34 protein-coding genes are annotated in these 24646 nt (G+C 55.2%); 5 read left to right on the plus strand and 29 right to left on the minus strand.

The genetic code is table 11. From position 1 onward, the window contains the following. Positions 1-3: 3 nt before the first annotated feature. The 3 genes from OOZ53_RS01405 to OOZ53_RS01415 form a co-directional block, all read right to left on the minus strand. A complete protein-coding gene (locus tag OOZ53_RS01405) occupies positions 4-417 on the minus strand; it encodes a hypothetical protein (RefSeq protein WP_271087499.1) in 414 nt (137 codons plus the stop codon). Between the two features lie 630 nt (positions 418-1047). Next, positions 1048-1263 (minus strand): hypothetical protein, encoded by a 216-nt coding sequence (locus OOZ53_RS01410; protein WP_271087500.1) that lies wholly within the window; start codon positions 1261-1263, stop codon positions 1048-1050. 6 nt (positions 1264-1269) lie between these two features. Then, positions 1270-1800 carry a phage tail tip lysozyme gene (locus OOZ53_RS01415; RefSeq protein WP_271087501.1) on the minus strand — a complete coding sequence of 177 codons (531 nt, stop codon included), beginning with the start codon at positions 1798-1800 and terminating at the stop codon, positions 1270-1272. 10 nt (positions 1801-1810) lie between these two features. Between OOZ53_RS01415 and OOZ53_RS01420 the strand changes: the two genes are divergently transcribed. Continuing rightward, entirely contained in the window at positions 1811-2152 is a 342-nt protein-coding gene (locus OOZ53_RS01420; RefSeq protein ID WP_271087502.1) for a hypothetical protein, read from the plus strand. Between the two features lie 74 nt (positions 2153-2226). Here OOZ53_RS01420 and OOZ53_RS01425 read toward each other — a convergent pair whose 3' ends face one another. From OOZ53_RS01425 to OOZ53_RS01465, 9 genes are all read right to left on the minus strand, one after another. Further along, positions 2227-2721: a hypothetical protein gene (locus tag OOZ53_RS01425; RefSeq protein ID WP_271087503.1), complete on the minus strand. Its 495-nt coding sequence runs from the start codon at positions 2719-2721 to the stop codon at positions 2227-2229. Positions 2722-2998: 277 nt separating this feature from the next. Continuing rightward, positions 2999-3868: a hypothetical protein gene (locus tag OOZ53_RS01430; protein ID WP_271087504.1), complete on the minus strand. Its 870-nt coding sequence runs from the start codon at positions 3866-3868 to the stop codon at positions 2999-3001. Positions 3869-3946: 78 nt separating this feature from the next. Then, positions 3947-4423, minus strand: coding sequence for a hypothetical protein (locus tag OOZ53_RS01435; RefSeq protein ID WP_271087505.1), 477 nt, complete (start codon positions 4421-4423; stop codon positions 3947-3949). Positions 4424-4721: 298 nt separating this feature from the next. Then, complete coding sequence (locus OOZ53_RS01440) at positions 4722-5633, minus strand: hypothetical protein (protein ID WP_271087506.1); 912 nt, start codon at positions 5631-5633, stop codon at positions 4722-4724. Between the two features lie 67 nt (positions 5634-5700). Further along, a complete protein-coding gene (locus OOZ53_RS01445) occupies positions 5701-6165 on the minus strand; it encodes a hypothetical protein (protein ID WP_271087507.1) in 465 nt (154 codons plus the stop codon). A 101-nt stretch (positions 6166-6266) separates the two neighbouring features. Next, entirely contained in the window at positions 6267-6785 is a 519-nt protein-coding gene (locus OOZ53_RS01450; protein WP_271087508.1) for a hypothetical protein, read from the minus strand. Between the two features lie 309 nt (positions 6786-7094). Further along, positions 7095-8039 carry a hypothetical protein gene (locus tag OOZ53_RS01455; RefSeq protein WP_271087509.1) on the minus strand — a complete coding sequence of 315 codons (945 nt, stop codon included), beginning with the start codon at positions 8037-8039 and terminating at the stop codon, positions 7095-7097. A gap of 73 nt (positions 8040-8112) precedes the next feature. After that, positions 8113-8616, minus strand: coding sequence for a hypothetical protein (locus tag OOZ53_RS01460; RefSeq protein ID WP_271087510.1), 504 nt, complete (start codon positions 8614-8616; stop codon positions 8113-8115). Between the two features lie 61 nt (positions 8617-8677). After that, positions 8678-9196 carry a hypothetical protein gene (locus OOZ53_RS01465; protein ID WP_271087511.1) on the minus strand — a complete coding sequence of 173 codons (519 nt, stop codon included), beginning with the start codon at positions 9194-9196 and terminating at the stop codon, positions 8678-8680. Between the two features lie 804 nt (positions 9197-10000). Here OOZ53_RS01465 and OOZ53_RS01475 point away from each other — a divergent pair. The 3 genes from OOZ53_RS01475 (at position 10001) to OOZ53_RS01485 (ending at position 12031) form a co-directional block, all read left to right on the plus strand. Further along, entirely contained in the window at positions 10001-11158 is a 1158-nt protein-coding gene (locus tag OOZ53_RS01475) for a patatin-like phospholipase family protein (protein WP_271087512.1), read from the plus strand. A gap of 396 nt (positions 11159-11554) precedes the next feature. Continuing rightward, on the plus strand, positions 11555-11683 hold the full coding sequence (locus OOZ53_RS01480) for a hypothetical protein (protein ID WP_271087513.1): 129 nt from the start codon (positions 11555-11557) through the stop codon (positions 11681-11683). 225 nt (positions 11684-11908) lie between these two features. Then, positions 11909-12031: a hypothetical protein gene (locus OOZ53_RS01485; RefSeq protein ID WP_271087514.1), complete on the plus strand. Its 123-nt coding sequence runs from the start codon at positions 11909-11911 to the stop codon at positions 12029-12031. 285 nt (positions 12032-12316) lie between these two features. Here the strand turns inward: OOZ53_RS01485 and OOZ53_RS01490 are convergent, their stop codons facing one another. The 9 genes from OOZ53_RS01490 to OOZ53_RS01530 all read right to left on the minus strand — a co-directional run bounded on the left by OOZ53_RS01490 (position 12317) and on the right by OOZ53_RS01530 (position 18208). Then, on the minus strand, positions 12317-12616 hold the full coding sequence (locus OOZ53_RS01490) for a hypothetical protein (RefSeq protein ID WP_271087515.1): 300 nt from the start codon (positions 12614-12616) through the stop codon (positions 12317-12319). Beyond that, positions 12613-12903, minus strand: coding sequence for a hypothetical protein (locus OOZ53_RS01495; protein ID WP_271087516.1), 291 nt, complete (start codon positions 12901-12903; stop codon positions 12613-12615). The genes OOZ53_RS01490 and OOZ53_RS01495 overlap by 4 nt, the downstream gene beginning before the upstream one ends. 101 nt (positions 12904-13004) lie before the next feature. Continuing rightward, positions 13005-13352 (minus strand): hypothetical protein, encoded by a 348-nt coding sequence (locus tag OOZ53_RS01500; protein WP_271087517.1) that lies wholly within the window; start codon positions 13350-13352, stop codon positions 13005-13007. Further along, positions 13349-15088, minus strand: coding sequence for a portal protein (locus tag OOZ53_RS01505; protein WP_271087519.1), 1740 nt, complete (start codon positions 15086-15088; stop codon positions 13349-13351). Before OOZ53_RS01505 ends, OOZ53_RS01500 begins: the two co-directional genes overlap by 4 nt. Continuing rightward, positions 15085-15297: a hypothetical protein gene (locus OOZ53_RS01510; RefSeq protein WP_271087521.1), complete on the minus strand. Its 213-nt coding sequence runs from the start codon at positions 15295-15297 to the stop codon at positions 15085-15087. Before OOZ53_RS01510 ends, OOZ53_RS01505 begins: the two co-directional genes overlap by 4 nt. A 317-nt stretch (positions 15298-15614) precedes the next feature. Then, a complete protein-coding gene (locus OOZ53_RS01515) occupies positions 15615-16304 on the minus strand; it encodes a hypothetical protein (protein ID WP_271087522.1) in 690 nt (229 codons plus the stop codon). Further along, positions 16297-17031, minus strand: coding sequence for an ankyrin repeat domain-containing protein (locus OOZ53_RS01520; RefSeq protein WP_271087523.1), 735 nt, complete (start codon positions 17029-17031; stop codon positions 16297-16299). The genes OOZ53_RS01515 and OOZ53_RS01520 overlap by 8 nt, the downstream gene beginning before the upstream one ends. Positions 17032-17250: 219 nt before the next feature. Beyond that, on the minus strand, positions 17251-17592 hold the full coding sequence (locus OOZ53_RS01525) for a hypothetical protein (protein WP_271087524.1): 342 nt from the start codon (positions 17590-17592) through the stop codon (positions 17251-17253). Between the two features lie 193 nt (positions 17593-17785). Then, positions 17786-18208: a hypothetical protein gene (locus tag OOZ53_RS01530; RefSeq protein WP_271087525.1), complete on the minus strand. Its 423-nt coding sequence runs from the start codon at positions 18206-18208 to the stop codon at positions 17786-17788. Positions 18209-18291: 83 nt separating this feature from the next. Here OOZ53_RS01530 and OOZ53_RS01535 point away from each other — a divergent pair, with 83 nt between their 5' ends. Beyond that, entirely contained in the window at positions 18292-18510 is a 219-nt protein-coding gene (locus tag OOZ53_RS01535; RefSeq protein ID WP_271087526.1) for a hypothetical protein, read from the plus strand. A 137-nt stretch (positions 18511-18647) separates the two neighbouring features. Here the strand turns inward: OOZ53_RS01535 and OOZ53_RS01540 are convergent, their stop codons facing one another. The 8 genes from OOZ53_RS01540 to OOZ53_RS01575 all read right to left on the minus strand — a co-directional run bounded on the left by OOZ53_RS01540 (position 18648) and on the right by OOZ53_RS01575 (position 24509). Continuing rightward, entirely contained in the window at positions 18648-18989 is a 342-nt protein-coding gene (locus OOZ53_RS01540) for a hypothetical protein (protein ID WP_271087527.1), read from the minus strand. Between the two features lie 118 nt (positions 18990-19107). Further along, positions 19108-19434 carry a hypothetical protein gene (locus OOZ53_RS01545; protein ID WP_271087528.1) on the minus strand — a complete coding sequence of 109 codons (327 nt, stop codon included), beginning with the start codon at positions 19432-19434 and terminating at the stop codon, positions 19108-19110. Between the two features lie 78 nt (positions 19435-19512). Then, positions 19513-20052 (minus strand): hypothetical protein, encoded by a 540-nt coding sequence (locus OOZ53_RS01550; protein WP_271087529.1) that lies wholly within the window; start codon positions 20050-20052, stop codon positions 19513-19515. Further along, on the minus strand, positions 20052-21335 hold the full coding sequence (locus OOZ53_RS01555; protein ID WP_271087530.1) for a PBSX family phage terminase large subunit: 1284 nt from the start codon (positions 21333-21335) through the stop codon (positions 20052-20054). Before OOZ53_RS01555 ends, OOZ53_RS01550 begins: the two co-directional genes overlap by 1 nt. 21 nt (positions 21336-21356) lie before the next feature. Further along, positions 21357-21656: a hypothetical protein gene (locus tag OOZ53_RS01560; RefSeq protein WP_271087531.1), complete on the minus strand. Its 300-nt coding sequence runs from the start codon at positions 21654-21656 to the stop codon at positions 21357-21359. A 29-nt stretch (positions 21657-21685) separates the two neighbouring features. Beyond that, positions 21686-22408, minus strand: coding sequence for a hypothetical protein (locus OOZ53_RS01565; protein WP_271087532.1), 723 nt, complete (start codon positions 22406-22408; stop codon positions 21686-21688). A 64-nt stretch (positions 22409-22472) separates the two neighbouring features. Continuing rightward, positions 22473-23426, minus strand: a complete 954-nt coding sequence (locus OOZ53_RS01570) for a hypothetical protein (RefSeq protein ID WP_271087533.1) — start codon at positions 23424-23426, stop codon at positions 22473-22475. 255 nt (positions 23427-23681) lie between these two features. After that, complete coding sequence (locus tag OOZ53_RS01575) at positions 23682-24509, minus strand: isocitrate lyase/PEP mutase family protein (RefSeq protein WP_271087534.1); 828 nt, start codon at positions 24507-24509, stop codon at positions 23682-23684. Positions 24510-24646: the final 137 nt, after the last annotated feature.

The raw sequence follows: 24646 nt of genomic DNA on the forward strand, positions 1-24646 counted from the left end.
CCCCTACCAGCACCTAAAATCCAGTCCCGCCGAATAGCCTGCATCGCTTATCTGCACAATAAGCCGGCCGCTGATGTAGTCGACAGACGTCTCGACATCTTCGTAAAACTCAACCTTCTTGGCGGATGAAAACTTTAAACTCTCAATCTTTCTGATCAGTTCCCGTTCTTGGCCCATCGCCCAATACTTATACACACGAACAGCGCGAAATCCGCATACCGAATCGTTTCCGGAAACGTAAATGTCGGACCCTTTTGCCAACATCAGATAGTAACCTTCCAAAACTTCTTCGACTTTATTAAGCTGCCTCGCAAATATAAAAAGATGTATATTGTTTTTTATGGGTGCCGCAAAAGGCAACAATATTACCACAATCAAAATTGCCAGATATGGAATTATTTTCTTTATTCTTTTCATTTTTTCTCGCCGAATGCCGGACTGATCGGTTCAGCATTACCGAGTGCAGTCACCGTTGGAAATTCATTTCCACCGACCGCCGCGTTGTTCTTTACTCTGCGGCTTTTTCATCGGATCTGTTCTCATCTTAAAGAGCGGCGCGGTTGAGTGTTGCAAGGCTGACTGGCGCATGAGCCATGGGCGCCGCTTCAATTAAACTTCAGCTTAAAATTGTGTTCCTATTTTGTTCTGATGTCAATTTCTACGGTCATTCGCGTTTGATCATTGGCGCAAATTAGCGGCGCTGGCATAGGAATGGGATGTTACGTTTGTTGTCTGCGTTTATAGGGAATTCGCGGACAAACCGCGATCCTATTAGATGGCTGCGGAAGCCTTTTACAGTTCGATCTGTATTACCGGCTTGTATTTGCTGCGTTTATTTCCCTTGCAGCCTTCGGATGATTTACCGGAAACTTCCAGATTGCCCAACGCTCACCGGCCAACTCGGTTGACCGGTGGCCGCGCGATATCCTCCAGCCGCGTCGCCCCCTTGACCCGCGGCACCCTGCCTCCCATCAGCATGCGCAGCATGTTCGGCGAAAACGGCCGGTTCTTGGGATCGAGCTTTGAAAGATCACCCGACAGCAGACGTTAGAGGTTGGGATCGAGGCCGAGCTTCCGTTTCCTTTTCGCCTGCTCGACGTTCGAGCGCTCAATGATGTCCGCGATGGGATCCGCTTCACCTACATCCTGAGTACCCTGCCCACCGTTTTTGCGCGCGTCGCGTGTTTTCTTGTCAGCTATCCCTTGTTCAGACCGGTCATCTATTCTGCGATCCGGCGTAGGTGGATTCTGCAGTGTCGTCATATCACCTCAAAGCGGACCATAATCTGTGGTGATCTTGTTGATGACGTCGCGTGGAATTACGCCTTTGCCCAGAGGGACCGGCGCTTGAAATCCGACCTTTGGATTCATCTCGATGTCGCGTGCAAGCGCATAGCGGCTCTTTAAATGAGGGATTCCGGGATACTCATACTTATCAGAGAACGCTTTTGCGGCTTCACTCGAGTTGTTCGATTTCTTCACGGCCGCCAGAGAGTATCTGTAATCGTTCGAAAGCTCATAAGCCAAAAATCCATAGTTCGCTTCATAAGAAGCCGGATCAAGACCATTCGTCTTTGCGTAGGCTTCAAACAGCTTTCGGCGTTTACCGGTCCATTGCGCATAACCGTATCCGCCGCGCGATCCGGCCACAACCGGAGATATTTCTTGCAACGTCTTGAAACCGGCTGATTCATGGGCCAAATTGCCCACGATTCCGGTGGCTTGCGCTCTTGTGAGGTCAAAATCAGCCATAAGGTCATTCATCAGTCGACCGGCTATTTTTTCGTCATATTTTTTCATGGGAGCCCCTATGAAGTGGATAATTCTTGCAGCGGCACCGCTGTCACAATCGGCCTTGGCAGCAGATCTCTGCGACGGGAACACCTACCGCTGTTGGCATTGGGACAATTGCTCGATGAACGGTGAAATTCAGCCCTGCGCCTACGGCAGTTCAAGCGCGGCGTCAGGCGAGTTGCTCTTCAAACACGGAACTTTCAATGTTACCTGGCATACGCCCGAGAAAGCCACCGTGCGCTATGGCCAAAACAACGAGTTTACCGCTCAAGCCGATGTGCACACAGACTCCACAGGCGTCGTGATGGTGCTGAACGACGGCACAACCATTCGCTATCCGGGAGATCGTGGCGAATAGACTGTTAGTGAACAGTCTTGCGCGGAGTTCATTTCTTTGGCATCTCGCTCGTTGTCATGGCGAATTGTCATACTTTAGATTTCCACAAGGTAGTAAAACTTGGTCATGTCGTGCTTCAGAAAAAAAATTACGCTTCTCCCGTAAGGGGTAAACGTAAAAATGACCGGGCTATATTCGATATCGTGCAGGGTAAGGTTTGCCTTATCCAGGCATGGTTTTGCGGCAATGATGGCGTGGTTGATACCCAACTTGACACTGTCTGGAAGTTCGCTGTCCGGGCTGTCCAGCGAGTGTGCAAATGAATGCGATTCCATCCACCGCTTGCCCAGACCGCGAAAGGATGCAAGTGCACTGCTCTCAAGAACCTGTTTTGCGGAAAGTTCCTGATGCACGTTGAAGGACGTCAGGAAGCAAGTCGAATTGACCTCGAAAACGTCCGTTGTGATTTCGACATTCGGCAATGCCGAGCGCACTCTTTTCAGCACCTCTGACTTTGAAACGAAGAAACAGCCAGAGATGGTCAAGGCGCCCAACAGTATCAGCGTCAAAACAAATGAACCCGGTCGCATTACGAATTTCCTATTTCCAGTTTGGTCAGGAATTCTACCACCGATTGTGTTCTATTTTTGTTCTGCCTGTCAATTGGGTTCGTGAAGCGCTGTTCTTTGTACGCGGGCGCAGAAAAGCGATGTTACGTTTGTTGTCTGCGTTTATAGGGAATTCGCGGACAGACCGCGATCCCATTAGGCTGCTGTGAGAGGCCTGTGCAGCCAACCGGGCCATATGGCCCTGATTTTAATTGTTTATTCCGAGAAATGCGTATCGGCGATTCGGCTTTTTATGCTTTCACCGGCCAAACCGGTTGGCCGGCGGCTTGGCGATATCCTCAAGCCGCGTCGCGCCCTTGACCCGCGGCACCCTGCCGCCCATCAGCATGCGCAGGAGGTTCGGCGAGAACGGCCCGTTTTCCGGATCCAGCGCCGAAAGATCGCCGGACAGAAGACGGTGCACGGTGCGATCCAGTTGAAGCGATGGCTGCCGTTGCGATCCTAGACTATTGGATTGCCCTTGGACTTTTCCGATGTTCTTGTCGGGGTCGAAATTGCCAAATGTCAATTCCTTTCCCGGCCCCTCGAACAGCATTTTCACATGATCGTAATTCTGATCGTCTCCAACCGCCCCATGAATAATCGTCGAAGCCAACGGTGGAATGTTGTCCGATCTATGATCGAAATTGTCTTCCTGGATTTCGATGCTGCCTTTTACACCGTAAAGCTTTCCGTCCTTGAACTTGAACACCGTGTCATCTGACATCTGAAAACGGACGGACCCAAACACGTAGGCGGCCTCTGGCCACGGAAGGTCGTTTGAGAGTCCGACATGATATCTTTTCCAGTATAGATTGCTTGGCATTGCGTGATCACCGAACCTGCCGCCATCTTCAGGCCGCCTCCCCTTTCGCGACAAACCCAAATCCTGAAGTTTTTTTAGCGAGTAGACACCGTCCGGTAAATCCACTCCGGATTTCTTGAGTCTCTTGACGATATCGAAATCAGTCAGTCGGACATATTTTCCAAATCCATTGGAGAGAACATCCTGGTTGTTGAATATGACGGTGGGCAATCCATCCAGGCCGGAATCATAAATATCGTGCCTGAACAATCCGGTATCATATGGTGTATATGGCTGCCCCCATTTGAGCAGATTGTTGAACATGGTCCCGGAGATTTCGGTCACGTCGTCAAAAATCCAGGCTTTACGGTCATCGTCATATCTGACTGTCATGGGCTATGCTCATCTTGAAGTGAAATGGTAAAATTTGGACATGTCCTTCTTGAAGAAAAACAGGACGCTAAGTCCGTGAATTGTGGTCGTTGCTATGATCGGCTCCGTGCCGAGCAATTCCAGGGTGATATCGTCATCCAGGTGGAAGCACTGCTTTGCGGAAAGTGCCGCTCCTGAAAGTTCGTGCGCAATGCCCGGACGGCCTTCCCTGTTCTCAGCGCTTATAAAGCCGCTGTACGATCGGTATTCACGCCATGTTTTGCCTAACTGTTGAAAAGAGGCCAGAGCACTGCTTTGCAAAACCTGGTCGGCGGTCAGTTCGTCATGGACGATCCAGGTCGTGAACGAACAATCCGGATCCAAGCGAAAGATATCGGACGTGATCTCGACATTCGGCAGGGCTGACTGCACGCGCTTTTTCACCTCTGACTTCGAGACGAAGAAACAGCCAGAGATGGTCAAGGCGCCCAACAGTATCAGCGTCAATACAAATGAACCCGGTCGCATTGTGAATTTCCCGTTTCCAGTTCGGTCGGGAATTCTACCAAAGATTGTGTTCTATTTTTGTTCCGCCCGTCAATTAATTTCGCAAAGCGCCGTACTTTGTTCGCGGGCGCAGAAAAGCGATGTTACGTTTGTTGTCTGCGTTTATGGGGAATTCGCGGACAGACCGCGATCCCATTGGGCCGCTGTAAGAGCCCTATGCAGCCAACCGGACCATATGGCGCTGATCCTTATTGTTTATTCCGAGAAATGCGTATCGGCGATGCGGCTTTTTATGCTTTCACCGGCCAACCCGGTTGGCCGGCGGCCGCGCGATATCGTGAAGCCGCGTCGCGCCCTTGACCCGCGGCACATTGCCGCCCATCAGCATGCGCAGGAGGTTCGGCGAGAACGGCCCGTTTTCCGGATCCAGCGCCGAAAGATCACCCGAAAGAAGACGGTGCACGGTGGGATCCAGTTGTAGACGCGGCGGTTCAGAAACTGGTTCCTGGCCTCGCAACGTTGTGGATTTGGGTCGTGTTTCCGGCTGCGCTTCCTTGGAATCCCCTCCCTCGCCTCTCCGTTTCCAGAGCTTGCTCTCGTAGTTGGCCGGAGCCAGAACCGGGTGCGCGCGCCAGCCGGTCGTGCGACGGATGTTCTCTTCCTTTGTATAGACACCCTCAACCCAGGGTTCGTTATAGTGCTTGGGCTTTTTGTAGTGGAACCTTAGATCTTTCTTGGGGTCTTTTATTTGACGTTCCCTTAGCCGCAAATCCCGCCTTATTCCGTTGACGATGTCGATCACGGCACCTTCCCGCTCTCTTATTTTGGAGAGAAAGTCACCGTAGGACCTGGACGGAAAGAGAGCATGCGCCACCTCATGCGCTATCGTCTCCTCAAGCGTCACGGTCCGATTGTGATTAAGCTCGGAATTCGCGACATTGTCATCAGATATGCGCCCCATAAGATTCCAGTTGACTTCTATTCTCCAGATTCGGTCCGGACCGTCACCGACCAATCTGGAACTGGCGGCATAGGAATTTGGAGCATAAGGATTTCGGGGTCCGTTTCGCCATATCAATTCGATTTTCTTGAAATTTCTATTCTTCCATTCCGGATCGTTGAAGAGTTCCCTAAACTTCTCTGACTTGTCGTATAGGTAGAAAAAACTGCGCAGCAAATCCTTGCTGCCGGTGATTTCCGGATCAGCCATTAAACTGTTTCCTTGTTAAGGGGGATTGAGACGTTTTGTTAAGGCCGGTGGCTTGCGCACCGAAACTTCAGTCGCTGGATGGACAACCAAAAAACTGAAGAACACCCTCGTCAGCGAAAATCAGAGCAATAAAGCAGCCATTTTCATAAAACGAGCCATGGTGCGCACTAAACAAAATAGGGAGTTCTGGTGTGCAGGTTTCGCATAACTTCAGAGCGGTATCCGCGGTTGTTGAGAGCGCTGGAAGGATGATCGAACCGAAATAGTTTTCGTCCGTGATTTCGTCGCGGTAGATTGAGGCGGGACAGGGTCCCTCAATTTTTTCGCTGCAATAGCGGATGATTGTGTATTCATGATTGGCTAACGGGACTCGACCGAATGACAGTTCCTCCTGCTTTGGACCGGCGGTTGGTACACCTTTTTTTAGCCTCGTGATTTGCTCGTAAAGCGGCAGATCAACAGGTGAGAATTTGTTGGTTGGCGAGGCCATGACCGCAAGGCCAATGCTGCTCGACCAAATGAGAAGAAGCATGGCAAGCGTTCCGACAAGACTTCGCCTGAGATAAATCAGTCGCATTGGCACCCCGAAGATTTACACTAGCGTCTCAGCCAATTCATCAGTGAGGCAGCCCATCAGTTGGGACAACTGGCACCAAAATTGAGCAACGCCGCGTTGTCGGTGAAATAGGCTACGGTGGAACAAGAGAACGTGCTGAGCGGCGGCGCCGGACTAATGAACCGAACTACATAAGGGATCCCACAGTCCCGACAAAAAAAGAACGACTCATACTCGCTGACCGTGATGCCCGGCAGTATCGTGGCAATATGCAGATTCTCGTCCGCGAATCCGCCACGATAAAACGAGGTCAAGCACTCACCGGGTTCGTCGGCGGGACAAAAACGCAATACTCGGTAGACATGGTTCTCGGACCGAAAATCCTGAACGGACAGATTCGCCACATCCAGATTGGACACAAAGACAGACCGTTGAAGCTTCTTGATTTGCTCAAAGGTCCCAGCATCCACAGGTTGAAAGCCGTTTTTCGGCTCGATCCAGAAGACAACCTGCGCGCCTGCAGCGGACGCCGACAAATATACACCGAGCGCAACAATCGCGACGAACAAAACACCTGCAATCCCATTGATCCGCATGGCATCTCTCCCATGTTCGAACGCATGCACATAGGCTCGAACCATTGCTACCCGCAATTGTGTTCTTATTTTGTTCTTACCAGAATATCGCTGGTCGTGGAAGTACCAAAGTCGATCGTGGCGAGCATTTGCGCGGGCGTGGTGATGCGATTTTCAAGCGGTCGAATGCGTTTATGGGGAATTCGCGGACAGATCGCGATCCCATTGGGCTGCTGTAAGAGCCCTATGCAGCCAACCGGGCCATATGGCCCTGATTATTATTGTTTATTCCGAGAAATGCGCATCGGTCATACGGTTGGCTTTTTGCTTTCACCGGCCAACCCGGTTGGCCGGCACCCGCGCGATATCGTGAAGCCGCGTCGCGCCCTTGACCCGCGGCACATTGCCGCCCATCAGCAAGCGCAGGAGGTTCGGCGAGAACGGCCCGTTTTGCGGATCGAGCGCCGAAAGATCGCCCGACAGAAGACGGTGCACGGTGGGATCCAGTTGTAGACGCGGCGGTTCAGAAACTGGTTCCTGGCCTCGCAACGTTGTGGATTTGGGTCGTGTTTCCGGCTGCGCTTCCCTGGAATCCCCTCCCTCGCCTCTCCGTTTCCAGAGCTTGCTCTCATAGTTGGCCGGAGCCAGAACCGGGTGCGCGCGCCAGCCGGTCGTGCGACGGATGTTCTCTTCCTTTGTGTAGACACCCTCAACCCACGGTTCGTTGTAGTGCTTGGCCCGCTGGAAGATATGCCGGAGGTCTTTCGGGTCTTTGATCCTGCGCCGCCTCAGGCGCAGGTCACGGCGGATTTCATTGACCTTTTCGACCACGGGCACTTCACGCTCATTGCCCCTTGTGAGCATTTCTCCAACGGAAGCGGCTGGATAGAGAGCGTGCGCCATCTCGTGGGCAATCGTCTCTTCGAGGGTCATCGGGCGCACATGATTCACCAGAGAATCTTCATCGGTCAACGGCGAATCCTCACCGGCAAGTTCTCTGATTTGTCCCATGAGGTGGCGGTTGATTTCCATCCTCCACGTCCGGTTATTGTCATCCCCAACCACACGTGACGTGGCAACGAACGGTGTCGGTTTGTCACCGCCAGGCCAGCGTGGGTATGTTGGGCCTTCAACCCAAACCAGTTCAATCTTCTTGAAGCGCCTTTTCTGCCATTGAGGATCGCTGAGGATCTTTCTGAAACTCGGCGACTTGTCATAAAGGTAGAAAAAACTGCGCAGCAAATCCTTGCTGCCGGTGATTTCCGCATCAGCCATACCTGTCTATCCTGTTGTTGTTTGACCTGTGTTGCGTGCCTATGAGCCGATTTGCCGCATGTGGCGGCCCCGGTCAGTATTTTGGACAGCCGAGATACTGGAGCACGCCTTCATCTGACACAATGATCGTAATCGAACATGCACTGTCTCTAAACCCGTCCTCATAATGAAAAGAGATCGGATGCGCAGGGGCGCAGTGCTCGCAGAGTTTCACCTGCGTTTCCCAATACGACGAAAAGGCAGGTAAAACTGCGGCTCCGAAAAAATTTTCGTCCCTGATTTCGTCGCGGTAGAAGGAGACAAGGCAATTCTCCGTGCTTATCGGCATGCAATAGCGGAGGATTGTATATATATGGTTGTGCGAACTATACTCCATGACAGACAGCTCTTCCTGCTTCGGCTGCGTCGTTGGAGTGCCTTTTTTCAATTTTTTGATCTGCTCGTACAGCGGTAGATAAACCGGCAGGAAGTTGTTGGCAGGTGTGGTCGTTAATGCCAGGGCACTCCCAGTCGACGCAAACATGAAGAGCGCGGCAAAGCAGCCAAGAACAACGCGCTTTGTGTTACTTGATCGCATATATGCCTCCTGCAATTTCCAAGTTGGTCATCCTGTTGGGCTATTGAAACAGAATGGTTGCTCAATTGGAGCAACCGGCGCCGAAGTTTAATGTCGCTCTGTCGTCCGTAAGGTAAGCTATTGTTGGACACGCGTAAGGAGACAACGGGCGATTTGGACTGAAGAACCATACCTGGTAGGACTCGCCGCAGTCTTTGCAAAAGAAGAAGGAATCGTATTGGGCGGCGGTTATGCCCGGCAGCCTCGTCGCCAGGAACAGGTTCTCATCGGCAAGATCGTCACGGTAGAACGACGTAAAACATTCAGTCGTATACTCATGGGGACAGAAGCGCAGCACGCGGTAGATGCGATTTTCGGACTTGAAGTCCTGGATTGCAATTTCGTCCTGCTTCAGTTCGGACACGAAGACGGATCGCTCCAGGCGCTTGATCTTTTCGAAGTCCTCGGCACTGACCGCTTGAAAGCCGTTTTTCGGCTCGATCCAGAAGACAACCTGCGCGCCTGCAGCGGACGCCGACAAATATACACCGAGCGCCACGATTGCTGCGCATAACACATCGGCAAACCGATTGACCCGCATCGCACTTCTCCCATGTTCGAACGGATGCATATAGGCTCGCGCCATTGCTACCCAAAATTGTGTTCTTATTTTGTTCTTATCAGAATATCGCTGGTCATGGAAGTACCACAGTCGATCGTGGCGAGCATTTGCGTGGGCGTGGTGATGCGATTTTCAAGCGGTCGAATGCGTTTATAAGGAATTCGCCCACAGACCGCGATCCCAATTGCTGACTGCAAGAGGGCGGCACAGTGCCGTCTCGCCTACCCTTTTGAATTCATTCCCATTTGTTGGCAAATGGAGATCTTCTCAAATTCGAATCCCGGCGAACCCCGCCCGAGCGGCGAACGGGGCTTGTATTGTAATCGAGCGTTGAGCTTCGCGGCGATCTCCGCGACACGCTGACCCTGATAGGTATAGGAAAGCGGCACGATGATCATGCCGGGGCGCAGCAGCGCAGCCTGTGCTGTGGCGATGGCGAGGAGTTCCTCCGTGCTGGGTCGCCGTCGACGACATGGCCGGGGCGACCTTGTTGACAAGCGCGCCCTTCATCCAGAGACCGCCCGTCCGGTCGACGAAGCTCTTCATCTGCCTCATCATCATCTTGGACTGCCGCAACTGCCCCTGTATCTGCCGGCCACGATGCGGAACTGAAACGACCCGGCCCGGGCAGTCAATTTATTGACATCGGTGACCGGGCCGCGAAGGAACTTCGGGTCTTGTACCGCTCATCCGAATCTTGGCGTATCATGGGTTGCAGGTTTTGACCCTGCTGATTCTCGCCATCTCCGGGAATCGCGGCCGGTACAAGAACGGGTGGTTACATTGCGACGGCTGATCCGCTTTATCACAACCATATTTGGGCTCCTGGCCCTGGCCGCCATCCTGTTTGTCGTCGTCGCTTACGTCTACAGCCGGCATCTGGCCGAATATGAATACGAGCTTGCTGCATGGCCGGCGGAATCGACCTTCCACGATCCGCTCAAGGTCGAGACCGCGGTGCCGCATCGCGCCCGCATCCTGGCCATTGAGGGGGGCGGCCTCGATGGGCTGGCCGATCTCGAAGTTCTCAAGGCCATCGAGCAGCGCTCCGGCAAGCGCATTTACGAGCTGTTCGATTTTGTTGCCGGCGCGTCCACGGGCGCGATCATTTCCACTTTGCTGCTCAACCCGGATGCCGAAACCGGTCAGCCGATGACCGCCGATGAGGCAATCGAAGCCTATGAGAAATTCGCCGGGCAAGTGTTTACCGGTCCGCGGCACCACACGATATTGACCGGCTTCGGCATGTTTGGTCCGATGCTGACCAACAAGGGCCGCATCGAAACGGCGCAGGAGGTCTTCGGCACGGCACGCTTCAGGGACTTTCTTCGCCCGGCCATGTTTCCGGCCTACTCGCAACGAACCAGCGGCCTGAAGGTTTTTCGCAATTGGAACCGCGAAGAAGCAAACCTTTACCTCTGGCCGCTGATCACGGCCGTCACCAGCGTTCCCACCATTTTTCCGGCGGTCATCCTGTCCGGCGACAAGCATGGCGATTATTTCTACGGCGATCCCGGCCTGATCCTCAACGCGCCGGGCGATGTCGCCTATATCCATGCGCGAAAGCACCTCCCCGAAGCGACGGAGTTCGTTGTCGTTGCGCTCGGCACGACGCGAGACTTCTCCATCACCGAGGACATCGGCATCAAGGGCGGAATGCTGCAATGGTTCACGCCCGCCTTTCGGCTGGTTTACCGCGGCGAGACCACGGTCAGCCGCGGAGCGCTGGAACAACACGAAACCTTTGACTCCGATATCGACATCAATCTGACGGTCCTGTCGCCGGCAATTCCGCCGGACAACAGCGCATTCGATCCCTCGCCGGAAAACATCGCGAATATCCGCAAGGCCGGCCGCGATTTCGTTCGCGATAACACCGATGGCATCGACAAACTCATCGGCGAATTGTCCGGATCGAGCTCCAAGGGCGGCCGGCTTTAGTCGGCATTCGCTGACGGTTCCTAAACCGGATCACGTACCGTTGCGCGCTGTTGCATATTTACCAAGATATCAAATATTCGGACTTGCCACTCAATTCATCACCTGTGCAAAAATTGACACATGTGGCGATTAATCGTAGTTGAATTTTGAGATAAGAACGATTCTGGGGGCAAGTTGTGAAAAAAGAGTACCAAACACCTAAGGTTGCGAAGAAAGGCAGCCTGGCGAATCTTACGGCGAGACCGCCTGTCTTCTCCGGTGTCAAGGTGCCCGACATCTTTGACGAAGAGCCGTGATCCTGGTTGAGCGGACCATGATCGCTTCAACAGTCCCTCAGTAATAGTGCTGAACAACGCCCAGGTTGAATGCCCGGTGCGCGTACGCAGGGAGTGTGAAATGAAGAAGACCTACGAAACACCGATCGTTTCCAAACGCGGCAGGCTGGCCGATCGGACAGCTGAGCTCGATCCGAAGATATCGGGGATCACTGTCCGCATACCCGACTTGGGTGACGAGCCGTCCTGATAGATGCAAGTCCAACACACTATAAAGACTAACCGGAGTGAAGCATGAAGAAGCCCTACGAGGCACCGGTCGTATCCAGACGCGGCAAGCTGGCCGAAGCAACAGCAAAAATCGATCCGAAAATATCGGGAATAACAATCAGAATTCCTGAAATCGAGTAGCCCGGCTCAACGGCCGATCAGGACCGGTCGTTTGCGATTTGTACAACGGTTTGGGGGCATCACCGTGAAGAAAGACTACGAAACACCGAAAGTCATCAAACGCGGAGGCCTTGCGCGGCTGGCCGGGCAGAAGGTCGAGCCAACGTTCTCCGGCGTAAAAGTTCCGGATATTTTCGACGACGTGTAAGTTCCGGCGGCGCAGCCTGAATTCTTTTCACAGTTGCGCGGGCGGTTCCGATCAGGGCCGGATAACTTAGCCAAGCATCCGCGAAGGGGCCAATTCTCCCGTACTCCGGGAAGGGTGGCCCTTTTTTGCGGCCTATTTTTGTGCTCCTGCCCTGCCGCCCGGATTGTCCATCTCCGGTAAGTTCAGCCATTTCCTGAGCACCGCACTTCAGCGTCGCGGCACACTGGCACATGCCAGGTACCTGATGAACCACTGTCGAGCTGAATGTCTTGATTGGCGGCTGCCCTATGAGGGCGTTTCCAGCCAAACCATCCAAATGATGGTTGTGGCAACGGAAATGAAGGACAGCCACATGAGCGGGTGATAGTGTCGTATTGCCACGATTGAAAGGACCACCATCAGGCCTACCGGCGGAAAGAAAAGGGCTGGCCCTAAAATCAAGGCGAGCGGTGTCCAACCCTCCGAGAGCAACACAAGAGAAGCAGGCGGCGAGATCCATGTCAGAAACGCGAGGGCGATGAACACCGCCTTGTGCTTGCCGAGGATCGAATTGGCCCGGTTGAACCGGTTTGAGACCGGGGTCATGGTGCAATCACCGAAAAATAAAATGTCAGGGGCGAATAGGTCACAAAAGGCGTGAATGCCAGCCACATCCTGCGGTCGTATCTGAAAACCGAGATTATACAGAGTATGAGCAGCGGGATCGTCATCGGAAAGACGTACATTACCCCCATAACAAAGATATCCATGGTTCTTGTCACCAACGCACTGAAGACCAACGGAAAAAACCAGCCCGCCGTAGCCATGACCGTGTAGATGTTCTTTTCCCTTGGCCGCGCCGGTGTGGGCGCGCCCTCAATCTTGTCTGTCATCAAACACTTCACCGCCGTTGAAGAAGTTTGACACGAATTCTACCCTGAATTGTGTTCTTATTTTGTTCCAGTGTCAATGCGGCCGATCCATTCGGCGGCGGTTACAACGTCCGGCCCTCCTCCCGCGTGGCGAGCGTCTCAGTGACGGCCGCACGATAGAGCGCCGAAAGATCGCCTTCGGCGCCGAGGCCGAGCCGGATGATGCGGGCGAGCACCCGGCGCATGGCGTTCGCCTCCCGCAGCGCCTCGCCGGTCGCTTCCGCATCTTGCGAAAAAAAGTACCCAGTGAAGGCCGAGAGGTCCGCCAGCACGACGGACTGGTCCTGGGGCGTCGCGCCCTTGCCGAAGAACAGCCGGTGATAGGCGCCCTGCAATTCGCTCATTGCGGATGCGTCGCGGCGCCGGCCGCCCGACTTGCCGGTGGACAATGAATGCATGGCTTTCGTCATTGCTGCAGCTCCGTTTCATCGACCTGTCCGCCAGTAGCGTCCTGGAGCATCGCCGCCAGGGCCTGCGGGTCGAGCGCTCCGTCCGGTCCGGTCGCGCCCAGCGCCCTGCCGCCCTCGGCCGCGGCCTTTGCCGCCTCGCCGCCGGCCCGAATAATGTCCATCGAACCCAGCAGTTGCTGAAGCTGTTCCGCCTTGGCGGAATCCTTCGCCACCTCGTCGGCCGGGCGGAAGATCGAGCGCGGTGCGCCATGAATGTCCTGTGCGATATCGAGCATTTCATCCATGTCGAAACGCTCCAGCACCTCGGGCTTGCCCATCTGCGCCATCAGGCCGGCAAGCTCCAGCACACGCTGCATGCCGACAATCTCGCCGGCGCGGCGCATCTTGTCGAGCGGGCCGGTGAAGGCAACGCCGACATCGCGTCCCTGCAGGCTTTCAGGCGCGGCAAGCGCGGCCCCGGGACGGAACACGCCCTTGCTTTCGAGGATCGCGAATTCCCGGTCGATCATCCGCGCCAGGCCTTCCTGCAGGGAAAGGCCGGAGGGGCCAAGAAGATCGCCCTTCTCCTGCGCGCGAATGGACGCTTCCGTTGCCGTCATTTGCGGGTTCTGGATGAGGATCTGCCATAGATTCACATAGAGGCTGTCGCGCAGCTGGTTCTGCTTGGCTTCGATCACGGCGCGGGCGAAATCCGGTCGCTGCTGGGTGATGATCGGCCGGATCAGAAGCTCGCCGGTCTCGCTCAACAGGCCGGGATTGGGCGCGCCGGGATTGAGATTCGGCGGGTTGGCCGCATCGTCGCGTTGCGCCGTCGGCGGATTCACCCATTGCTGGGTGGCGATATATTCCTGCTTCGACAGCATGTTGACCGACTTGATCTCGGCCAGCGCCAGCGAAACCGGCCCCTCGCAATAGGGCCCCTGGTGCTCGCGGTTCCAATGGAAGACGATATAGGGGAAGCTGCGATAGCCGCCCTGCCCGATCAGGTGCTTCTCGTCCTTCTCGAAATAGTAGGAAACGAAACGCATCGGGCGTTCGTTGCCCTCGGGATGCGGCATAACGGCATGGACCAGCGTGACCGGCTTTTCCTGCCGTTTGGGATCCTCGGCGGCCTTGCGGACCTTGTCGGAACATTTGTCGCCCCACCGCTCGACGCATTGGCGGGCGGTGCGCGTGAAAACGCGGAAATTCGTGTCCACCACGCCTTCGAAATTCGTCGCCAGATGGTTTTCGAGCAGCGGCACGTTGCGGTAGGAGACCGGCGAGGAAATACCGCGTCCCATTGCTTCCTCGAGATACATGACGCTGGTCCCGAAAGCCGCCCTGCCCTTCACCGCCGCCTTGCTGGCGAGTGTGAATCCGGAAACCGGGTTGTAGCGCATGCGAAAGGAGTAGCGGGTCAGGTCGTCGAACCAGCGCTTTTCCGCGTCATCCGGTTCGCCGGCGAACGGGTCGCTGCTTTTGAGCGTATGCCAGGTGGCGCTGGCCGGCATGACCAGCGATATTTCGCCCGCCGCCAGCCGGTCGATCGCCATCAGCGAGGTATGGTCGTAGATGTTGGGCGCCTGCTGAGCGCCATAGGGCCGCGACGCGCCACCAACCGCCTCCAGCATTTCGTGATATGCCATGTGCGGCGCGACATAGCGGGCGATTTCGCGCCAGTGGCTCTCCCAGGGCCGGCGCGCGTCCTCTAGCTGCGCCAGGCGATCGAGCAGTTTGTCGATGACGCCGCTCATGTGTTCGACTGCCCGAGCCGCGTCGCGCCGGAAACGACACTGCCGCCGAAGCCGCTGTCGCCGAGCGCAGAGGTGAAGATATTGGCACGTGCGCCCCGCGAACGCCGGCGCCGCAGCCGGGCCTCGACGCGCAGGTTTGCATCCTTGTCGCGGGCCACAGGCGGCGGCGCGACCGGCTCGGGGGTTTGAACCTTGGTGCTGAAGCACATGGGATCACCTTTCGTGGGTTGTAACGGGATTGTGGGCAACGGCCCTTGCACGGCACCCGGCAAGGGCAGCGTTCAAGGCAGGTTCGAAATTTGAGATACGCGTTCCGCCAAGTGCGGGCAGGCAACAAGCCAGTTGCTCTTGGCTGTGTTCTTCACACTAGGTAATCATCGCAGGTGAGGCCATTCCCAAATGGATGCTGTAAAGTGCCTGCGCAGCCGGTTTCGTTCCAATTGCCTGGAATTAAAGAACGAATTCCGCAGGGGGAATTCGGCCACATCCGTCGCGTTGTGCGAAAGGCGCCGTCTGCCCTGGATTTTCAGTCAATCGGGTCCAAAGGCTGTTTTGCGATATCTACAAGTCGTGTCACGCCTTTCACCCTCGGCACGGTGCCACCCATCAGCATGCGCAACATGTTCGGGGACAGCCGCCCGCCCCGGACGTCTCCCGGCTTCAACTGACCGGACAGAAGAGGGTGGATCTCCGGCCGCATGCGCAATGTCGACGGCGGGTTCTGTGTACCGCGCCGCTCATCGGCCAGTCTATTCTTCCGTTCCGCGTTCACCGTCCCGATCCTGCTTGTCTTGACCTGTTTTGGCCGGCTTGTTTTCTCGTAGAGCTTTCTGCCTTCAACACCTTTTCTCAGAGCTTCTTGTGCAAGGTCCTTTATCCGCTCACGATGTTCGTTTGACAGATTTTCCCCGACGTTCTTGTGCAGGTCCTGCTCCAGTCTGAATAATTGCTGTCTCAACATTTCGTTGGGTCGCCACAACAGTTGTGACTCTGTCAATGCACGGTCCACCGCTTCAAGAAATTGATTTGTCGACAGCAACGGATCAACGCGCTTGATAAAAGCATCAAACTGCTCGTTGCCGGTCGAAAATCCCTGCCTGTATTTACGCAGGATTTCTCCGTCTCTGTACGCTGACTGAAGGATATTGTCGGTTCGTTCCTGAAGGATCGTTTCACGTGTTCTTGGAATTCGCCATTGCCTGCTCCTCCTACTCATCTGCTACAAACTCCCTCTCGTTGGCAACTCGGAAAGATTTGAACGAGCGCTCCACACACTCCTCGTCGAGATGTCCCATAGCTACCTGCAGCCACATGTTTCTGACAGCGGTGTTGTCAGGGCCTGTCGGTTCAATTGCTTTCGGGTCGTTCGCTGAAATGTCATCCAAGAAGTCGTAGTAGGCTATGCGGTCATGCCATTCACGATCGCAGAAATCCATTATCAGGACGATGTATGTGGTCGTTCCATGTTCGAACCGTTCATCCAGTTGCGCACCATTCTCAAGCAAGGATCTCAAGACCCCAAAATGATCTTCCAGGCTCGAAAACGGCTCTCCGTCCGGCTTTGCGATGTCGTGCAAGTCCACCCCAAGCCCGGTAATGGCAGACGTAATCGTCGGTCGCTCGGAAAGGTTCAGCGCTGCGCCGCGCGCAAGCAGGTATTCGACCAACTCCAAGTACCCATAGCTGACAACACGATCCAGCAACGTTTCCCCGAACAAAGCCGTCGAATTGATGTCATATCCGCTTTCAACGAAGCAATGGATGACATCGTAACGCTTCCCCCTCAGTGCGCTCCGAATGGCGTCGCCGGCCTGCTGTACGGATTCGATTTCGCAGGTCGAAAGTTCAGCCTCCGTTGCCATCGCCCGGGGGGCGAAGAAAAGCAGAGGCGTCACGACCATCGCGGCTGCGATTTGCCATATTGTTGACCTGGCTATAGCCATTCCATCCGTTTCACATATTGACGCAATTCCCGAAGGGCGACCGATCGAGGGGTGGTCCATTCTCCACCAATGATTGTGTTCTTATTTTGTTCCTGCCAATATCTTCACCTGAGACCCTGCACCAGCTCTCCGACATCGTCTTTCGTCTTAGAGACATTGCCCCGCTTTGTCTCGATGCGTCAAATTGGCGATTGATAATACTGGTATGCCCGGACGGTATCACGGCCATTCCAATCCGAGTACATGTTTCATGCGTTTCAGCCCATCCCAAGACGGGCCTTTGTATTTGGGATCGACAAAGGACAAGACGCCCACGCGTGGATCTTCAAACTCGTTGAGGACCAGTTGCTTGGTGTTCACGGCATCCAGCACGAGATAGGCAATGGCTTTCCGCGGCAGACGGTTTTCCTTCGCATAGGCGGCGATCTGATTGCCGATGTGATTGTTGTACAAGTCGCGGTGCCCGTCCCGCCACACGCCATCCAGAGAGTATCTGTACTTGCCCCGAAGGGCATTCCATGAGCCACCCGCGAAGCTCTTGTATTCACGCAGCCCGCCCAAAACATTGGAATATCACAAATTGTTTTCGTATCTCAGAATGGCGGACGCATAAGCATGGGCGAATGCGTTTTTATGCTGATCTTTCTTCTTGGGCCCTGCTCATTTCGTATTTTGAATTTGTCAGACAAATTGTTGACTTCGTTATTCAATAATTTGATATCTGGGACAAAATTGCCCATTGTTGCTCTCCAATTTATGGGTCAAAAAACAGACGTCCAGGGTAGTTTTCCTCGGCGCCGAATATACGCAACTCAAAGCCTTCGCTCAGGTCTCGGCATGCCCAGTCATATTCGATCATTATGCGTGCCGGCACATTGCGGGGCGAATACACTTCGCATTGTCCATGGCGAAACAGGGCGATGGCCGATTGATTGAAAATGCCGCAGCCGTGGTCCGTAAATTCCGAACTATGCACGCCAAACAGACACAGGCGTTCGTGGCCGGCAAAGAGAGGATCGTCGCTTCTGATCGCGCCGCCGTCACGCAGTATTTCGATGTGTTCCTCAGCAAAAAGAGAGGGACGATCGTCGGCGGTATCCAAATAAATCCACACGGCCAGTGCGGCAAAGAACGCTCCAAAAAATCCCAAAAACAACCACAATTCCAGGTGCTTCATTTCGGTTCCTCTTTCCGTGCGCGCTCCCCAAAACATGGAACAATTCCTCAACCATAGATTATGTTCCTATTTTGTTCCGGTCAATGTCATTACCTAAGATTGCGCATCATTTCTACGACGTCATCTTTCTTCAGGACGCCGTGGCGTCGCTTGGCCTCTATCCGCCTGCGCGCAAGGCTCGGCGTTCCGCTGCCCGCATCCGGAAGCAGGATGCCCTTTTGCGAAAAGAGCCGGGTGAGCACGTCATGGACCGTATCGCGCGTGAACGTGCCGTCCTCGTCATAGAGTCGCGCCGCGCGTAGGTCCTTTTCTTGGGTTCCATGTCAATATTCCCTGGAGTTGAACTTCAGTCGATCGCTTGAATTGATCAGGCGCGCGCAGTTTTCCGGGCGTCTCTTTTGCTAAACATGCATGATTGGAAACTCTGCAGACGCCTTCCCTACCGGTGACGCCTATTTCCATAGCATTCCGGAGTATAGACCGGCTTTGTCAGGCAGCCGACAACCGGGAAACAAAGCATCTCGCCCAAATGCGAGCGCCGGGCCACATGCCGCCAGCTCCCATTCAGGTTCTCGGCGTAGTAGTCGGAATCAGCCAGGTACGAATCGATGATCAGTTTGTCGGTCTCGTCCATGCCGCATTCCTTGGCGATCGGCTTCAGATTGGCCGCGACCAACCGGTCCGGATAATCGTACCCACGAAACCACGCCAACAAGATGAAAATTGCGAAGACGGCAATGACGTCTATGAATATCCTGAGGGCCCATTTTTTTATCTTCATACGCTCCAATGGAAAGTTGCCGAGATTTCCAAGCCTGTCACCTGACAAGTGGATCGGCCAAAGCGGGCGGTTGAAAACACTTTTGATATTTCCTTGCTGGCGTCACTCAATGCGGCCTTTACTCCCGTGGCGCATAGCAGTCGGCGGTAAATAGCGGAGACGTAAGGCAACCGATCCCGGGGAAGCAGAGCAGCGAGCCCAAGAGGTTCCGTCTGGCGACGAGGCGGAAATCGCCGGTTGTATATTCGACGTAGTACTCTGAATCCCAGAGAAAATCGTCCATGTATATCATGTCGCCTGGCTTCAGATTGCATTGCTCGATCATCTGGTTTTTCTGGACGGCAATCAAACGCTCAGGCGGCATGAAAGTGCGCTGAAAAACAAACAGCAGCACGAACAGCGCCAGCAACAAGGTCAGACCAAGAAACGCTCTGAGGATCCACATTCCCAATTTTTTCCCATCAAAACACAGCCTTGTCTGGTACCTGAACGTTAACCGGTATCGCAACCCTATAGTGTGTTCTTATTTTGTTCTTGTCAATGCCGAACTGGAATCAGGCGTTGCTGAAAGCCATCGCTGAATGACGTGGTCCGGCACCTTTCGGCAGATCCAGGCATAAAGATAAAAGCGCTCGCCGCCCCTGCCCCAGTCCTCAAGCGTGCAGCAGCGTTTCGCGCCGGCAGCTTCCAGCCAGCGGTGCGCGCTCTCGTGGTTTTCAATGGTGCGCACCTCGATGCGCCGGATACCGGCCTCGAACCATCCCGGAACCACCTCACGAAAGACAAAGCGCGTTACCGAAGGAATGCAACGCTCGAAGCCGGGACGGCCGAACGCCCAGCCGTTGAGCACACCATCGCTGATCTCGCTGAAACCGAACGCGCCTGACGGCAGGCCGTTAAGGAAAGCCGTCCAGCTTTGCCCGCGCCCGATACAGAATGCGGCGATCTCAGCCGGCCTCGTTCCAGGAGCGACCTGGCAGAAGATCTCGTCGCGGTCGCATTCACGCATATTGGCAGCGATGAACGATACGTCACGCAATGTTGCCGGCCTGATCTCCACCATCACCAGCCCTCCAATGGATTGTAAGACACGTTGGCGGCACGCCTGAAGTTCGCCGCTGCATTCATACGCTCCGGGTGAACGGCTTCGGCGAATGTCAGCGCCAGCGCGTCGGCAAGATCAGGCGAAAGCAGGCCGCGTTTCTTCATGTCCTCTTTCTTTTCAATCTGGATACGATTGAGCGCATCGAAAGCGTAATTCGGAGCCTGCAGGTCGATGGCCAGTTCGTCGTCATCCGGAATTTCTCCGACATCACGCAGCCAGTCTCGCATCTTCGCCCACATCTCGGCGCGCTTGTTGCGGTAACGCACCGCATTGCCGGCGCGCGCGCCGCCATTGACGTCGATGACCTTCAGGCCCAATTGCCGCAGCCGGTCGACAACCCCGCCGCCAACACCGACGCCATCCACGAACAGCGCGTGCGGTTTTTCCCGCGCGGCAATCTCGCTGACGCGCCCGGCCGTCTGCATCAGGTCGAGCGCCGACCAGCGCCAGATACGGCTCACCTGATGCCCCGCACGCAGGAGAAGGACAGTCCTGTCGTCCCCGAAGCGCGCAACATCCAGCCCCATGATGCGTGGCCCCTCGCTCGGTTCGCTCTGCCGCTTCTGCGCCTCGCGGACCGTTTCGCGGGCGATGAACTGCATGTCCGACACATTCCGGTAACCGCCAAGCCAGACATGTTCGTATTTTGGACGGTCGCCAGCGCGGTCGCGCTCCATGTCGGCACGCAGCACGTCGGGAAAGAACGGATTGTCGACATAGTTCGCGCGCACGACGATGGCGCCGGCCGGTTTCTGTTTGCGCAGAAAGCGGTCGATCGGATCGGTGGGGCCCTCCGGGTTCCAGGAAAACCATAACTCGCTGTCCGGCATGCGGATCGTCGGGATGAGCAGGTCGAGGCTCTTTTGCGACACTGTCTGCGCTTCCTCCACCCACGCAATATCGAATCCCTCCAGCGACTTGATGCTCGCCGCGTTGTGGTTCTTCAGCCCGCGAAAGACGAAGAGGCTGTCGTTGGGCCCACGGATCTGCGTGTCGGTAATGTCGAAATAACCGGAAAGCCCGTAGGCGGAAATCTTGTCCTCGATGAGCTGCTTGACCGAATCCTTGATGGAATTCTGCACCTCGCGAAGGCACACCGCGCGTGTCTGCTGCTTCAGCGCACGCAGGCAAAGCAGACCACCGAAGAAATGCGACTTGCCGCTGCCGCGACCGCCCCAGGCGCCCTTGTATCGCGCAGGCGCAACCAGAGGCCGGAACACGTCCGGAAATTTAATGTCCATATTTCCTCGAAAAGATGGGTGTCAGTTGTCGATCGCGTCGGACCCGTTCGCGCTATCCGCAGCCACAAACCGGACCGAAAATTCAAGATTGACGGGCTGGCCCTTGCCGCCGGTCAGTTGCATCGGAAGCACCTTGCCGAGCAGCGTCAGAAATGCGCTTGGATGGGTTTCGGCCTGCTTCTTCAGATAGGCGACCATATCGCCGCCGCCGGCCTCCACCGCCGCCTGGATGATCGCGTCGCGGATGATTGGCGAAAAATCGGCGGCCGAATGGCTCATGGCGATACCTTCAGCGACCGCTTGCGCGCGATTGCGGCGCATTGACCGGTTCGCCGGAAGACCGGTCGCGCTCATTTCTTTTCGGCCAGTTCAGGATAGAGCTGTTTGTAGCCGGTCAGTTGCCCAGCGGCGTCAAAGCACGGGGATCCAAGGACCTTTTGTTTTGCGAGACTGTCAGAAACCTCGTAGCTTTGGCCGTCATCTCCATCGTACAAAACGTTTTTCGTTACGATCGCATCCCGGCTTAAGTTCGGAAATAGCTCGGGCTTCAGCGTCATCAAGGGGTTACTGAGCAGACTCTCTGCATCATATTCACGCAGGTTGAGACCGAGGCAGATGTTCTCGATCTGTCCATTCCGCATTGAATACTCCACCCGGTAGTGCATGGGCGTGCGTCCGGCCTTAAATGAAACAGTATATGTTTCGATCTTGAATGTTATCCGGCAACGGCCCGTCACGGTTGGGGACGGTTCCGCCATGACGCTATTGTTGCGAAGCAAATTCCGGGCAAATGCCTGATCGATCGCAATGATTTCCTTCTCAGACACATTTCTGTAATCAATGCTCTGGCGGGAGAAAACGGTTCCATCGTAGCGCATGAGCTCGAAGAAGGCGGCTTCATAGACGGCTTGCTGGTTTATTGCGCTGCATGCCGGACCGGCCGCTTCAAGCGGGCCCGCGGTCCCAAAATAGTGTTTGCCAATCGAAAAACAGCCGGTCAAAGCAAAACTTGTTGCTAGCACGCCAGCCAACAGAGTTGTTCTACGGCCAGCTCCTCTGCAAAATTTCACCAACAACACGTCTCCTTTTGGTTCGTGCACCCGGATTGCGCCTGGTAACGAAATGCCGTCCGAGCAATTATTGCCCGGTGCCCTGGTTCTGATTTGCGTGCGGCTTGTGATTGAGGCGCAACGGGTTTTGCCGGACAGCCGGGCTGCGCTGCGGAACCGGAACATCGATACCGCCCGGCTTGCCCAACCGCCTTTGCGATATGTTGAAATCCAATTGTTGAACAAGACCGGACGCCGACTGCGAACCAAAACTCCCAGATTCACCGATTGCGCCAAAGCCCAGCCTTCGGTTGGCCTCTTGCAGGTATCTTTTGGTAGCATTATCATCGAGTGCCCGGATGTGGGGCGATATCTTTTTCAATCCAGACGCCACTCCATTGTATCGAACAGTGGGGCTATCCGACGCCAGTGATCGTTCAATCGCATCGAATCCCTGAACCAGTGACTGTGTCCGCTGCGCGTAGTCGGCCATCTTCTTGTTGTGGAGCAGGACACGTTCCGCTCCGGGCAGCGAACCTTTCGTTGGAAGATCTTCGGCATCTGCGTTGCGGGAGAAATCAGAACGGAAAAGGTCGCTGCGCTTGAACCCCCATGCTTCCATAAGCGTTGCGGCGACACTGTTGCTGTTTTGCGAGAGAAGCCGGTAGTGCAGATCGCGCTTGTCGAGCTCATCTTTCAGCGAATAGACAGTCGCCATCAGGGCTTTCAACTCCACCTCGGTCAGGTTGTCGTATAGGACGCGTTCGTTTTTCTGCGGCCCAAGATCACCATTCTTGCCGAATATGTGGATTTTCAGCCGGTCGCTGCTGTCGAGCGGGGAGCCGATAGCCTTTTTGGCGCCGTGTTTGTCAGTGGCAAATCCGTTGATTTCCTCAAAAAGTTCGCCCTCGTTGTCGTAAATCAGGAAGAATGCATGATTGTATCCGGTCGGCAGATTCGCCGTGCCGGACCTTCCACGATTTCCGCCGGAAAGCTCAATCGGAAAATAGGCGAGCCTGAGCGTGTAGCGTTTCTCGGACATTCAACATTCCTCTGTGGACCAGCGGTAAAACCTCAATGTTGCAAGACACAATCGGAGCTATTGTTCCCTTTTTGTTCTACTACCAATAGGTTATTTCGAACAACATTGCAACTCCTCGATTTCTAATGGATGCACAGACATTTGGCCATGTCATTTGACGACTGCATGCCAAAGGCGCAGCACAAATTCGATGTAACCGTTTGAATTTTTTCAGATTAACCTGCGCCCGACATTCGGATCTCTACCGTGTAGCAGCTACCGCGTCCTGCTCTCCATCAGCCTCCTCGCTTCCGCATCCGGCAGCGCTTCCACCGCGTAGGTGAATGTGCCCCTTTCCCGCACCTCGTTGGCGGCGCGGATCAAGCCGCCGAGCGCGGCCCTGGCGAAGGAGCCGCCGACGCTGATGCGCTTGACGCCGGCCCTTTCGAGTTGCGCAACGGACCAGGTTGGCCCCGAAAGCCCCATAACGACGTTGACCGGCTTCGACACGGAAGCGCAGACCAGCCGGATTGACTCAAGATCCGGGAGGCCGGGCGCATAAAGCACATCGGCGCCCGCCTCCTCGAAGGCCTGCAGCCGGCGGATCGTGTCATCCAGATCGGGGCGGCGGTAAAGAAAATTCTCGGATCGTGCCGTCAAGAGGAAAGGCAGGTCCCTCGCCGCTTCGGCAGCGGCGGCAATCCGCTCCACTGCATGGGAAAACGCGTGGATCGGGCTGCCGGTCTCGCCCGTCGCATCCTCGATGGAGCCGCCCACAAGGCCGGCTTCACTGGCCAGACGAATTGTTTCGGCGCAGTCCTCCGGCCGGTCGCCGAATCCCCCTTCGAGATCGGCAGATACAGGCAGCTTGGTCGCCGCTACGATCTCGCGGGCATTTTCAAGAGCCATCTCGCGCGATATCGCCGCCGTTCCGTCGCATCGGCCCATTGCAAATGCAAGGCCCGCCGATGTTGTCGCCAGCGCCTCGAAGCCGAGTGTTTCCAATATGATGGCCGTGCCGGCATTCCACGGATTGGGGATCACGAAAGCCCCCTCTCCTTCGTGCAGCGCCTTGAAGGTTTCGAATTTTGCGTTCCTGTCCATCAGCTGATCTCCCTCGGCAACCATCAATGGAACATATAGTGAACATACGCAAGTGCCGGTTTTGGTTTTCCTGTCGTATTTCTGTAAATTTTTTCCCGTGAGTACAGCTGCAATGCCAGCAGGCCGTCGCCTGAATG

It is taken from the genome of Allohoeflea poritis, assembly GCF_027889715.1.
In the GTDB taxonomy this organism is placed as follows: domain Bacteria; phylum Pseudomonadota; class Alphaproteobacteria; order Rhizobiales; family Rhizobiaceae; genus Hoeflea_A; species Hoeflea_A poritis.